Below are 12643 nucleotides of genomic sequence, written 5' to 3'. Positions count from 1 at the left end.
GTTGCGTCATCAACCGGTGCCGGCTACGAGCGCTGATCGCGTAGGTGGACGGGGTTGGTTTGGGCGCGGAGCTGACGCCATCCGGCATCTGACTTGACCCAGGTGTCGGTTCGTAGCGTTCGGAGCTTGCTGTCACGCTCGGCGCAGGCGCAATCGTGATCGAGGGCGAGCGGGTGTGTGGCGATCTCGATCTCGGCCTGGTAGGTGACGATGGCGAGGTTGCGGTCCAGCAGGACCTGGATCGGGTCCTCGGGGCCGAACTCGTTGATGCGCACGGATCGAACGTCGAGGTCTCCGGAGCCAAGCGCGGCGATCAGCCGCCCGCGCGACCAGTTCTCGCCGTCGAGGGCGGCAGTGAAATCGACCGCGAGCAACGACGCGAGCATGTCTGTGTCAGCGGTGACCAGTGCCTGATTCTCGGTCCGGGTCAGCTGGCGCAGCCGTTGGGTGTCGGCTTGGGCCATTTCCACGTCAGGATGGCGCGTCGTGCCCGGCGCGCCGACGTCAGCGGTGAGACATTCCGCCACGAGGACGGTCACGAGGATCGCCAGCACCGCCAGCGCCGCCAGCAGGCGCCGACGAGCATGATCGGCGAGACGATCTTGGAGACCGTCGTGTCCTGGGCCCCCGCCAACCTCCCGGCCGGTTCGGCAAAGCCAACCGTCGGCGCCGCTCGCCGACCACGCTTCCGCTCCGATCATTGTGCGGGGTGCGCGCGGGGGCCGGCCGATGATCAGGATCTCCGGGTCCGGCTCTCGCGGCGATGCGGTTGTTCGCTGCGTCCGAGCTTCGGTGGGCGGCATGTCGGTGGAGTTCATGATCGGATCTGTCTCGACTTTGCGGCTTCGGTGGATCGGTGTCAGCCCACGGGCAGGGCTGTCTTCTTCGCGTCCCGCCGGGCCCTGATTCGCGCGCCGAGCAGAACCAGGCCGATGCCGATGCCGACGATCACGAGGTTGAGGACGGCGTAGGAGACGAAGCCGCCCCAGCCGAAGGTGAAGTGGTCGCCCGCGCCGTTGATCCAATACGCGTTGCGCTCGCCGTACCGGCCGGAGATGCCGAGCAGCAGCTGCATCATCGATTGAACGGTGAACAGCAGCGCGTCGACGGCGATGTAGATGGCGACGGCGATGCCCTTTGGCCGGATCAGGTAGCCGAAGAGGAAAGCGACGGGCAGGAACAGCAGGTTCATTGTCGGGTCTCCTTCGCGGTCCGAGCTGGATGGCTATCAGCATCCGGCCGGGCGGCCGGGTCACGCCTGCGTGGCCGCACCAGTCCTCGGTACCGATGTCGGCTACGGGTCAACACCAATCCGCGGTCGGCGTTGGCACGGGTGACAGGGACCGCGCGGGCGCGGATGATGTGCCGTATGGGGCCGATCGGCTCGCGAGTGCTGGTGGCCGCCGGCACCGTCGTGGTGGTCGCCGACGCGGCCTTCGATCTGGCTGTCGGACGCCGACTCGAGGCGACGCTCCCGCTGCTGGGACTCGTTGCGATCGGCGTGGCCTGGAGCATCCACCGGGCTCAGCCCACCAGCCCGGTCGCGCCCGCGCTGGCGTGGTGCAGTGCGGGTGTCGCGTTGAACGAGATCACCGATGGGCTCGCCTACTCGGCCTCGCTGACGTCGCCGTTGCCGCTGGCACACGTCTTGCGGCCGATCGCGGTCGGGCTGTGGCCGCTCAGCCTGGTGGGTGTCTTCGCCCTGCTAATGGTGTTTCCTGACGGACGCCGGCGAGGGTGGCTGTGGGCGGCAGCGCCGTTCGCCTACGCGGCGGCGACGGGCATTTTGATCTTCGCTCTCTGGGGTGCGCGGAACGACGAGGGGCGCGTGATCGCCGTGCAGTCACCGGTTCAGCTGGCGGCCAACGTGGCGGGCATCGCGGTGATAGCGGCCTGTCTGGCGATCGGGATCGCGTCGGTGATCGGTGCCTACCGGTCGGGCGCCGAGCGGCGGCGACGGCAGATCCGCTGGCTTGTGCTGGCCGGGACGACGACGGGTTTCCTGCTCATCGCCGGCTGGATCGGCGGTGCGGTCGGCCTGCCCGTCGCGGCGGTGTACGCGCCCGTGCTCCTGTCGGTCGTGGTGCTCCTTCCGCTGAGCGTCGGGATCGCGGTGCTGCGTCACGACCTGTTCGACGTCGATCGGCTGCTGAGTGAGAGCGCGTCCTGGGCGGTCACCCTGCTCGTCTCGGCAGCCGCGTTCGCGGCTGTCGTGTTCCTCGTGTCCCGCAGTCTCGGACCGGCCATCGGCATCGCCCCCGTCGCCGCAGCGTTCGTGGTGAGCCTCCTCCTGCTGCCGATGCACCGGTATCTGACCGCCCTGATCTCGCGGCTGGTCGACCGCGACCGGACCGCGGCGGTCGGCGCGGTGCAGCGCTTCACCGCGGACGTCCGGGCCGGGCGGTGTCAGCCGGAGGAGATCCAGTCGGTGCTGCGGGCGGCCCAGCGCGACGACGAGCTCCGCGTTCTGGTCGCCGCGGCCGGCGGCTGGACCGACCTCGCCGGCCAGTCGGTGCCGGACGCGCCCGGCTTCGCGATCGAGACCGACGGCATCATCGTTGCCAAAATCGCGCTCGGTTGGGACTCGGCTCGGAGCCGCCGCCGGATCGCCGACTTGGCCCGCCATGCCTGGCTCCCGATCGAGATCAGCCGGCTCAGACTCGGCCTGCGGGACGCACTCCGCGAGGCCGAGGCAAGCCGGACCCGGCTGGCCGAGGGGTCAGCGCGGGAACGGCAGCGGTTGGAACGCGATCTGCATGACGGCGCCCAGCAGCGCATCATCGCCACTGGCATCCGACTTCGGCTGCTCCAGGCCCGGCTCGATCCGGCCCCGGCCGCCGAGGTGGCCGCCGCGATCGAGGAGCTGGAAGGCACGGTCGCCGAGTTGCGCCGGATCGCCCACGGCGTACGTCCGAGCCGGCTCGACGACGGCCTCGGTCCGGCGCTGGCGTCGCTGCGGGACGCGACCCCGCTCCCACTCGACCTGCACGTCGATGCACTACCAGAGCTCGAACCGACCAGAGCGCTGGCGGTCTACCTGCTGGTGTCGGAGGCGGTCACCAACGCCCTGAAGCACGCCCGGGCTTCGGCCATCGAGGTCGACGTGTCCAGCGCGGCCGACGCCTTGGCGGTGCGGATCCGCGACGACGGGATCGGCGGCATCCCCGTCGACGGGCTGGTCTCGTTGCGGGACCGGATCGCCGCCGTCGGCGGACGGCTCGACTTCACCAGCCCGGCCGGTGGCGGCACCGAAATCGTGGCAGTGCTCTAAGATGCGGATCGCCGTCGCCGAGGACTCCGTACTGTTTCGCGAAGGCCTGGTCCGGCTCCTCCTGGACCGGGGCCACGACGTCGTCGCCGCGGTCGGCGACGGCCAACCACTGCTCGCAGCAGCAGCCGAGCACCAGCCACACCTGGTGATCATCGACATCCGGATGCCCAACTCCGACGGCGCCGAAACCGCCCGGGCACTGCGAGCCACCCAGCCCCAAGTCGGTGCCGTGCTGCTCTCCCAGCACGTCGAACTGCGCAACTGTCTCGACCTGATCGGCACACCCCGGTTCGGCTACCTGCTCAAGGACCGGGTCCTCCACCTCGACGACTTCACCGACGCCCTCGCCCGGGTCGCGGCGGGCGGAATCGCCCTCGATCCCCTCGTCGTCCAGGCCCTGGTCCGCAACCACAACGCCCCGACCGCCCTGACGGCCTTGTCCGACCGCGAACGCCAGGTTCTCTCCCTGGTCGCCGAGGGGCACTCCAACACGGCCGTGGCAGGTACCCTCACGGTGTCCGAACGCACCGTCGAAGCCCACATGCGATCGATCTTCACCAAGCTCGACCTGCCCGACGACCAGGCAACCAACCGGCGCGTCCGAGCAGTCATCGCCTGGCTCCGAGCGCAAGCCTGACCCAACCGCCATCGCGGCCCTCTCAGCAGGCGCGCGACCGTCCCGGACGACGGTCGCCTTATGCACGCGTCCCCTGGGTCATGCACCGCGGTTCGGAATCTGTAAGGGTTGCGGCTGTGGAGATCCGTGATGTGGTTGGTTCGGACTGGCCGGACATTTGGGGGTTCATGCAGCCGATCCTCGCCGCCGGTGACTCGTACTGCTGGCCCCAGGACACCGCCGAAGTCGCGGCCCGGACGTGGTGGATGGATAAGTCTGGTGGGCGGGTCCTGGTCGCCGTCGTTGATGGCGCCGTCGTGGGCAGCGCTGAGATCCATCCCAACCAGCCCGCTGCCGGGAGTCACGTAGCTAACGCCGGATTCATGGTGGCTGGCGAGGTGGCGGGCCGGGGCGTCGCTCGTGCACTGGCCGAGCGGGTCCTGACTACCGCCCGCGACGACGGGTACTTGGCGATGCAGTTCAACGCCGTCGTCGAGACCAACGCCGCGGCCATCCGGCTCTGGAGATCGCTCGGTTTCCAGATTCTGGCAACCGTCCCTGAGGCCTTTCGCCACCCCGAGCACGGACTTGTCGGGCTCCACATCATGCACCTGTCGCTTCGTTAGCCGTAGCGCAGAAGGGACGGCTCGCGACGATGATCAGCGCTCGTCGGACGAAGGGACTGCTGCAGTCCCGGCAGCGTTGCGCTCTTCTAGGCTGCGACCCATGGACCTTGCTCTTATTACAGGCGCCTCCTCCGGTATCGGGTTCCAGCTGGCCCGACAGCTCGGCGAGCGTGGGTACGACATCGTCGGTGTCGGGGCCAGTGCGCGCATCAACGACCTGGGTGACCACATCAGCGGCGTTGAGGTCGTGCCCGTACAGGCAGATCTCGCGACGGCCGAGGGCATCGAGCAGCTGTGGGCGGTGATCGAACGTTTGGAGCGTCCTCTCGATGTCGCGTGCCTCAATGCTGGACGCAGTCTCGGCGGCGCCTTCCTCGACACCGACTTGGACGAGGAGCTGCAGATGCTGGCCCTGAATGTCACCGGGCAGGTGCGCCTGGCCAAGCACGTGGTCCGGCACATGGCCGATCGTCAGGCCGGCCGCATCTTGATCACCACCTCCTGCTCGGCGTTGACGCCCACGCCGTACGAGTCGATCTACGGACCCACTCGCAGCTTCATGCTGAGTTTCGCCGAGGGGCTGCGCGAGGAGATGAAGGAGTACGGCGTGGGAGTCACCGCGCTGCTACCTGGCGCGACCGCGACCGACTTCCACCAGACCGCGGGGATGGGGAACACGAAGTTCGGCTCGAACGACTGGAAGAACGACCCGGCACTGGTGGCCGAGCAGGGCTTGGACGCGCTCTTCGCCGGCGAGGACCACGTGATCGGCGGCGACCAGGCAACGCGGGACGATGCGGCACTGAACCGGACATTGAGCGATCCGGTCAAGGCCACGAAGTTCGCGCAAGCAAGTCGACCAACGACCTGAGGAGATCGACACTGGCGCCGCGGCTGTCGGCTTGCGTCTCCGCACGACAGTCGCCTTGCGAACGCCGCTCGTGGCTGTCCGGCGGCCCCGTCTTCAAAATCAGCAGGTGCAATCCACGTTACGAGCGACGAACTGTGGCCCTTGGGCGGGGCGGCGGACGGGTAGAAGTCCGTGCCGTTGTACTTATCCTAGGCGTCCAGGCCCTGCTAATAGCGGTCCCGCTTGTCACGTGCTTGACCGGAGTGGTGGTCGCAGTTGCTTCGCTGTCCGACAGGCTGCTCCTCCGAGGAGGACCGCGCCGAGAGCCGGCCCGCGAGGGTGCGCGCGGTGGTGATCGCGGAGCTCACCTGGTCACCCCAACGCAGTTGCGACAAAGAACCTCGGCGGTCGCCCTGGTGTCGGCGCGCGTGCGGTCCTGCGGCGGGAGCACGAGCCAGTAGACCCGCGCGACGACGACCGCCGTGTCCTGCGAGGAGTACAGCCCGGTCACTTCCAGTGCAAAATCCATCCTCCGAGCTCGGATGCGCCATCAGAACACCTGCTCGTCGCAGTTATCGCACCAGCCGGAGAGTGAGGTCTCGAAGGTGCAGGTCGGGCAAATTCGAGAGCGGGTTACCGGGGCGTGCTCTGCCTCATGGACGATGCGGGCGCAGGAGCCGCAGGTGACGATGCCACGACCCTGCTCCACGAGCACCATCTCGATGCCGTTCCAGGGGCGGACGGGGGTATTACAGAGCGGGCTGCCGCCCTCGCTCTCGTGGACGACCAGACCCGAGGAGGTATGACCGACCTCGACGATCTGGCAGGTCTCCGAGGCGGGGTAGCCCCGATGCGGTGTGCTGGCGGACATGTGGGTCATGATGGCACTGGGAGCAAACACAACCTTCCAGCGAATGAGCCAGGAGCCTGGCAGGACCTCGCCACCGCTTGCGGTTGCGACCGAGGAGGTCCAGTCTCGGCGTCGACGAATCGCGACCCCTGGTCGATCTACGCCACACGAACCCCCAGCCTTCTCAATGAGCGGTCACCTTCCGAAGGTGGTCACCTCGCTGGAGTCCTTGAGGAGGGTCAGGCGTTGAGGTGGCCGAGGAACTCGCCGGTGTAGGGGCACAGGTAGGCAACGGTGTCTTTGATCCGCACGGTGAAGTCGGAGCCTTCGGGGACTTCGAATTGCTCTCCTTGGCTGTAGGTCTTCCATTCACCCTGGCCGGCGGGCTGCTGGACGTCCCAGCTCCCGCGGACTAGATGCATCCATTCCTTGACTGGGGCCTCGAACGTCCACTCGCCTGGTTCCATCACCCCGACTGTGAAGTTGCCCTGGTCGTTGGTGAACTCCAGGCTGCGGACCTGGCCATCGAAGTACTCGTTCTGGCCGATCATGCTAGATGTCTCCTTTGAGGTGGTAGTTGTTCGGCTGAATGGCCGCGCAGTATTGCGGCTGCAAGGAGCCTACGAAAGGGTTTGCCCACGAACTATCGCCCCGAGGGCCATACTCATCATGTTCGGATGGCCCGGGCGGCGAGGTCTTCAGCAGGTGCACCGGCGGAGGTAGGTAGTTGTTTGATGTGGGATCGCAGCCGACGTCCGAGGCCTACCAGGCCCTGGTGCGGTCGCTCGAGCTTCAGGTGACCCTGACTTCGATCGTTGCTCGCGGTGGCGGGGTCGAACGCCTGCTGACCGGCTGGCAGGAACACACGGGCGAGCCGATCGCGGTATTCCATCGCCTCGGTCGCCCCGTCGGACGCAGTGGAGGATTCCCGTCTGAAGTGCTCGACACAGTTGCGGGTCAACTCGAGTCGACAGCAGCGCCACGGATCGGTGAAGTCATGCACGTGATTGAGCACGGCATCGAGGTGACGCCGTTCGCGGGCAACGATGTGGTCCGCGGCTTCGTCGCACGCATCCCCTCCGGCACCGAGGCGGCCGAGCTCGCCGCCCCGACCATGCGATCCCTGCTGGCCCTGGAGTATGAACGCCACTGGTATCTCGACGACCCCGCAAGGCGAGCCCGGGCCACGCAGTTGAATCGGGTACTCAGCCTCGGCGACGATGCCGCCGTCCGTGCCCGACTACGCGGTGTCGGGATGGATCCCGCCGAACTGCGCGGAGTGGCGATCGAGGCACGCACCACGACGCACGCAGAGGTGCTGGTCGATGATCTAGTCGTTGTTCTCGGCACACCACTCATCCGACAGCGAGAGCGACTTGTCGAATGCCTGGTCGGCGCCGACCCGCGCCGACGACTGTCGGAGTACGGCCTCAATGCTCCCCTCGGCATCGGTGCAGCCGTCGCGCCACGGCACGCCGCGCGGACCATGCAGCAGGCCGGACTCGCCCTCGAAACCAGCCGTCGAGTCGGCTCGCCGATCGAGTACGTCGACGGCGCCTCGCACGAGTTCCTCATCCGGGCCGCCCCTGTGGAGTACCTCGAGTCTTTCGCCGACGCCACGTTGACACCCATTGAGACGGCTCGAGGTGGCGAAGCACTGCTCCAGACCCTGCACCTCTGGCTGATCGAACGTCGCTCGGTCGATGCAACCGCCGACCGGCTCGGCGTCCACCGCCACACCGTCCGCAACCGCCTACAGCGCATCGCGCAACTCACGGGACACGACATCGAAGCCATCGACGCTCAAACCGAGCTGTGGTTGGCGTTGAAGGCACGCGGAATCCGTGGCGCCGATCCGAGCTAGCCAGCCCGCGGAACAGGACCGACCAGCGCAACGGGAACCTTCGGTGTCCGTGGTGTACACGTCGATGTGAAGAGATTGGCCCAAGGGATATTCCTGAGTTGCCGCTCAGGTTGACAGCATTGGGTGCGACACCACTCCCGACCGGCAGCCACACAGGAGCAGTCCATGTCTAGCTCACCCACCCCCGCCGCGGAGAACCGCTCGGTACTTCGCCGCGTCCTGATCGCCGGCGGACTCGGCACCGTCCTCGAGTACTTCGACTACGCCAGCTACAGCTACCTAGCGACCACCATCGCCGTCGTGTTCTTCTCCTCCGAGGACCGAACAGTCGCCCTGCTGAGCACCTTCGCCATCTTCGCCCTCGGCTTCCTCGTTCGCCCAATCGGAGCGTTCGTCTGGGGCAGTCTCGGCGACCGACTCGGCCGCAAGGTCATCTTGTCCACGACCATCCTGCTGATGGCGGGGTCAACCTTCCTCATCGGCCTGCTGCCCGGCTATGCGACGATCGGCGTCCTCGCTCCCCTGCTCCTCCTGCTGCTGCGGATGACACAGAGCTTCGCCGCATCAGGCGAGTACGCCGGAGCGAGCACGTTCATCGCCGAGTACGCGCCAGCCAAGCGACGCGGACTGCTCACCAGCTTCGTACCACTCGGCTCCGCCGCGGGCTTCCTCTTCGCCTCTCTCATGGCCACGATCTTCTACGCGACGATGTCGCCAGAGTTCCTCCAATCATGGGGCTGGCGCATCCCGTTCTTGATCGCTGGACCGCTCGGAATTCTCGGACTCTGGCTCCGCACCCGACTCGAAGACACCCCCCAGTTCCGCCACATCCAAGAGATCGAACGCCAACAGCGTGCCCGGGACGCCGCCCAGCGTGCCGCAGCCTCACGCGCCGAGCGCTGGGCTGAAGTTCGCCGCAGCGTGCCATCGATGATCAAGGTCCTGCTCGTCATGTCGCTCAACGCCGGCGCGTACTACCTGCTGTTGAGTTACACGCCCACCTTCCTCATCGAGCAGGCACACATGAGCGAAGCCAGTTCCAACCTCGTCGTCACGATCGGCCTCGTCTGCTACCTTGCCATCATCCCCGTCATGGCACATTTCTCCGACCGCTTCGGACGCAAGCGCACCCTCCTGATCTCCAGCATCGCGTTCATCGTCCTGTCCTACCCGATGATGAGCCTTTTCGCCCGGGGCGGTCTGGTCTTGGCGACCACCGTGCTCATTATCGGCCTGATCTTCTTCGCCATGAACGACGCCGTCTTCCCCTCCTTCTTCACCGAAATGTTCGGCACCCGGTCCCGCTACCTCGGATTCGCACTCCCCTTCAACATCGGCGCCCTCCTATTCGGGGGCGTTGCCCCTTTGATCGGGACCTGGCTCATCCAAGCGACCAGCAACTCCAGCGCCCCCGCCTTCTTCCTGATCTCGGTCGGCGCACTATCCCTGATCGGCCTGCTGCTCAGCCGCGAAACCGCCCGCACCGACCTTGTCGACACTCAACGCGAGGTGGGCACAGTGCCGGCTCATCTGGTCGCCGACAGCCCGGTCCACTGAAGACCACAAGCACGGCAGCGGCTCACTCGACCTGATCGAGTGGGGTAAGCCGATCGGCAGAGCCCCCGCCTCCATCACGAGTCACGTCCCAGCAGGTCTGCTTGCCGCCAAGCGCTCGACCAGCCAGACATCAACCCCCATCGTGATCGCCGAAGAACTCCCACCATGTCGACGATCGTCAGCCTGCCACCCGATCACGCAGAGGAACCCAGTCGCCCACTCTGTCAACGGCGCTCGAAAATTGATCAGTTGTCGGCAGCGGTTGTGACGGGTCGAGGAGCGGCTTGCCGATCTGGGTTGGTGCTGCCGGCGGCACCTGCGATGCCGCCGGAGGTTCGGATCTCGTTTTCCTGGGTCCGCGTGGTCGGATCGCGGGTGATCGTGTCGGGCCACGGGGCACAGGCACCCGACGGCTCCCCGCAGGGACCATTCGGCCGAGTGCCCGACGTGGTGTCGCTGGAGCAAGCTCAACTTTCGGCCCGCGCCGCCGCCTTGTCCGTTATCTCCAGTGTGCAGCGAGCGATCGGTGATCTCGACCGGATCGAGGCGTGGTTGAGCGTCAGCGGGTACGTCAACGCCACACCCGGCTACCCGAAACGACCGCAGGGCTTAACGCCTTCTCCGAGGTAGTCCACGACGTCTTCGGCGGCGCGGTCGGAGCGCACGCACGCACAGCGATCGGAGTGTCCGCGCTGCCCCTCGACCTCCCTGTCGTCGTCGCGGCTGAACTCGAGATTGCTGCCGTCGGCTGACTACTCCTCGGCGCGAACCACGAACTACCTTGGACTGGCCCGGGCTCGTTGACAGGTCGGTCAGCGTGCTCCGCACGACGGTCGGTCAGCGTGCTCCGCACGACGGTCGGTCAGCGTGCTCCGCACGACGGTGGCTGAGCGTCACATGTGAGACATCGCGACGTCACCGGCGTGCGTCCCGCACCGACCGACCACCACTGGGTGCGTCCCGCGCGACCGACCACCACCGGGTGCGTCCCGCACGACCGACGACCATTGCGTGCGTCCCGCACTACCGACCAACACCGGGTGCGTCCCGGACGACCGACGGCTTGCGGCGCAGCTGGGCTGCCGAGGTGGTTCCCGGCGGCTCGAGGACGCGAGTCAGCTTTCCCGCCGCGTGAGCCTGGTGGTGAGCAGCTCAAGGTGCTCGGGGGGGTCGGCTTCTGTGAACCACAGCCACAGCTCGGCCGCGTGAAGAGTAACGAGACCCCTCAGCACCGCGGGTCGAAGCGGGCGTCAGAACCGGCCTCGTTCGTTCACGTTGAACATGAAATTGCGCCACTGGGTGCGGATGTGGCTGAACTCGGGAGCAGCGCCCCACTCGGCCACCAGCCGGGCCTCGACGTCGGCCTGGTGCGTGCGGGCGAACTCCAGCAGCGCCTGGGCCGCCGGGTAGTACGACCAGTGCCAGCGCTCCTCGATGTAGCCGGCGGTCATGAAGGTCGACGTCGCGGTGAACGACTGGATGAAGCCGTACGTCGAGGCGTTGCGCATCATCCAGCTGTACTCGTCGGCGAACGCGCCGCCGGCCTCCCACTCGGACGGGTTCATGTCCGGGTCGAAGAGGTCGAAGTCGGTGCCCCAGTGGTGCCGTGAGATGCCGGGCGCGCTGGAGGCGCCGAGAATCTCCTGCTGGCGCTCGTCAGCGGTGAGGGTGCTCAGCCAGCAGGTCCGGTGGTCGGGGTTGTCGGGGTCCCACCGGGTGGCGCTGCCGACCAGCGGGCCGCAGCGCGCCCTGGCCCGGTCGGAGACCTTGTCGAACGGCCGGCCGCCGTGGGCGCGGTCCAGGAAGTCGAACTTGCGCTGCCAGATCGCCCGCTGCTGGGCGAAGTCGCGCCGGCCGGAGCGGGTGGGTGGACCGGACGACAGCCGCAGCGGCGAGCCGGGTCGACGGGCGGCTATCCGGATCGCGGCCAGCATGCAGTCCCGCTGCGACTCAGCCTCGCGGGTGACGCTGGCCGGCGGCGCCGCCAGGCCCACGATCCAGCTGATCACGTCCCGCTCCGGCATCCGGGCGAGCACGCCGCTGCTGATCCGGACCTTCGCGGCGTCCAGCTCGGCCTGGTCGGCGAACGTCCGGCAGCCCGCCGGCAGACCGCGCGGGGGCGGAGCCTCGCGCGGCATCGGCTCGGGCATCGTGCCGAGCTGCTGCAGGACCCGGACGATCTCGTCGTACAGGTGCCCGAGCCAGCGCAGCACAGCAGCCAGCCTCCCGGGCTGCTCGACACCCTCCGGTGCGGCCGTGCCCGGCTCCGGCTGGCGCTGCACCGGGATCGGCCGGCGCTGCACCGGCGCGCCGCCGCCCGGTGAACCACCGGAGCCAGGTGGCCGACAGGCGGCGCCGAGCTGGGTGATGGCCTGCTCACCCATCGCCTCGTTGCGCGTCGCCGGACCGCCGAGCTGTGCCTCGACGTTGGCGTACCGGCCGAAGGCGAAGCGGACCGACAGCGACCCGTCGTCGCGCACACTCGGGGACTGCAGCACGACGTTGCGGTGCTGGGCCACCAGGGCGTCGAAGTCGGCGCGCCGGGTAACGAGGAAGAAGTCGTCCTTATCCTCGGCCGGCTCGATGTGCGGATTGCCGGGGACCGACGTGTCCGTCGCGCCGGCGCGGGCCTCCCGACCGGCCGACGACCCACAGCCCGCCGGCCCGCTGCCGCCCGGGCAGTAGGACAGGATGTCGATGCTAGAACTGGCGTCGTTGTTGTGGAACGCGGCCACCGGCGCGCCTTCTCGGCAGACGCCCTCCGCCATCTCCTCCGCGAGTGTCCCCGGCACTCCCATACCGCGGCGAATGGCGGGCCAGAGCTGCTGGTCGCGGAAGTCGGCGACCTGCCGGATGGCCGCGGTCTTCACCGGGTCGGTGGCGCACGCGCCGCGGTTCCAGGTCGGCCACAGCCGGGCGAGTGCGGCGTCGTTGAAGATGCGGTTAGGGTCGGCCTCGCAGACGTGCGAGCCGACCGACACGTGGATGTGCCGCGTCGTGTTGTCCAGG

Annotated in this window: 12 protein-coding genes; 6 read left to right on the top strand and 6 right to left on the bottom strand. The window is 67.8% G+C overall.

Translation table 11 applies throughout. The features are described from left to right. Positions 1-23 precede the first annotated feature (23 nt). Together ABD747_RS06395 and ABD747_RS06390 are read right to left on the bottom strand one after the other, a co-directional pair. On the bottom strand, positions 24-818 hold the full coding sequence (locus ABD747_RS06395) for a nuclear transport factor 2 family protein (protein WP_344802553.1): 795 nt from the start codon (positions 816-818) through the stop codon (positions 24-26). A gap of 41 nt (positions 819-859) precedes the next feature. Further along, positions 860-1192, bottom strand: coding sequence for a hypothetical protein (locus tag ABD747_RS06390; RefSeq protein ID WP_344802551.1), 333 nt, complete (start codon positions 1190-1192; stop codon positions 860-862). A gap of 177 nt (positions 1193-1369) precedes the next feature. Here ABD747_RS06390 and ABD747_RS06385 point away from each other — a divergent pair, with 177 nt between their 5' ends. The 4 genes from ABD747_RS06385 to ABD747_RS06370 all read left to right on the top strand — a co-directional run bounded on the left by ABD747_RS06385 (position 1370) and on the right by ABD747_RS06370 (position 5384). Then, the gene (locus tag ABD747_RS06385; protein WP_344802549.1) at positions 1370-3271 is read left to right on the top strand and encodes a sensor histidine kinase; all 1902 of its coding nucleotides are present in this window, start codon (positions 1370-1372) and stop codon (positions 3269-3271) included. Position 3272: 1 nt separating this feature from the next. Continuing rightward, positions 3273-3908, top strand: coding sequence for a response regulator transcription factor (locus ABD747_RS06380; RefSeq protein WP_344802547.1), 636 nt, complete (start codon positions 3273-3275; stop codon positions 3906-3908). A gap of 116 nt (positions 3909-4024) precedes the next feature. Beyond that, positions 4025-4513, top strand: coding sequence for a GNAT family N-acetyltransferase (locus tag ABD747_RS06375; protein ID WP_344802545.1), 489 nt, complete (start codon positions 4025-4027; stop codon positions 4511-4513). 100 nt (positions 4514-4613) lie between these two features. Continuing rightward, positions 4614-5384: an SDR family NAD(P)-dependent oxidoreductase gene (locus ABD747_RS06370; RefSeq protein WP_344802543.1), complete on the top strand. Its 771-nt coding sequence runs from the start codon at positions 4614-4616 to the stop codon at positions 5382-5384. 343 nt (positions 5385-5727) lie between these two features. Here the strand turns inward: ABD747_RS06370 and ABD747_RS06365 are convergent, their stop codons facing one another. From ABD747_RS06365 to ppnP, 3 genes are all read right to left on the bottom strand, one after another. After that, entirely contained in the window at positions 5728-5892 is a 165-nt protein-coding gene (locus ABD747_RS06365) for a hypothetical protein (RefSeq protein ID WP_344802541.1), read from the bottom strand. A gap of 21 nt (positions 5893-5913) precedes the next feature. Beyond that, positions 5914-6234 (bottom strand): hypothetical protein, encoded by a 321-nt coding sequence (locus ABD747_RS06360; RefSeq protein ID WP_344802539.1) that lies wholly within the window; start codon positions 6232-6234, stop codon positions 5914-5916. Positions 6235-6452: 218 nt separating this feature from the next. Then, positions 6453-6764, bottom strand: a complete 312-nt coding sequence (gene ppnP, locus ABD747_RS06355) for a pyrimidine/purine nucleoside phosphorylase (protein ID WP_344802537.1) — start codon at positions 6762-6764, stop codon at positions 6453-6455. Between the two features lie 185 nt (positions 6765-6949). On the opposite strand from ppnP, the gene ABD747_RS06350 reads away from it, so the two are divergent. Then, positions 6950-8077, top strand: a complete 1128-nt coding sequence (locus ABD747_RS06350) for a PucR family transcriptional regulator (protein ID WP_344802866.1) — start codon at positions 6950-6952, stop codon at positions 8075-8077. A gap of 165 nt (positions 8078-8242) precedes the next feature. After that, complete coding sequence (locus tag ABD747_RS06345) at positions 8243-9634, top strand: MFS transporter (RefSeq protein WP_344802534.1); 1392 nt, start codon at positions 8243-8245, stop codon at positions 9632-9634. Positions 9635-10884: 1250 nt separating this feature from the next. Here the strand turns inward: ABD747_RS06345 and ABD747_RS06340 are convergent. Beyond that, the coding region (locus ABD747_RS06340; RefSeq protein WP_344802530.1) for a D-alanyl-D-alanine carboxypeptidase family protein at positions 10885-12643 on the bottom strand (1759 nt) is incomplete at its 5' end.

The organism is Microlunatus ginsengisoli, assembly GCF_039537205.1.
GTDB classification, from domain to species: domain Bacteria; phylum Actinomycetota; class Actinomycetes; order Propionibacteriales; family Propionibacteriaceae; genus Microlunatus; species Microlunatus ginsengisoli.
This window is presented reverse-complemented; position numbering and strand designations above follow the sequence as displayed.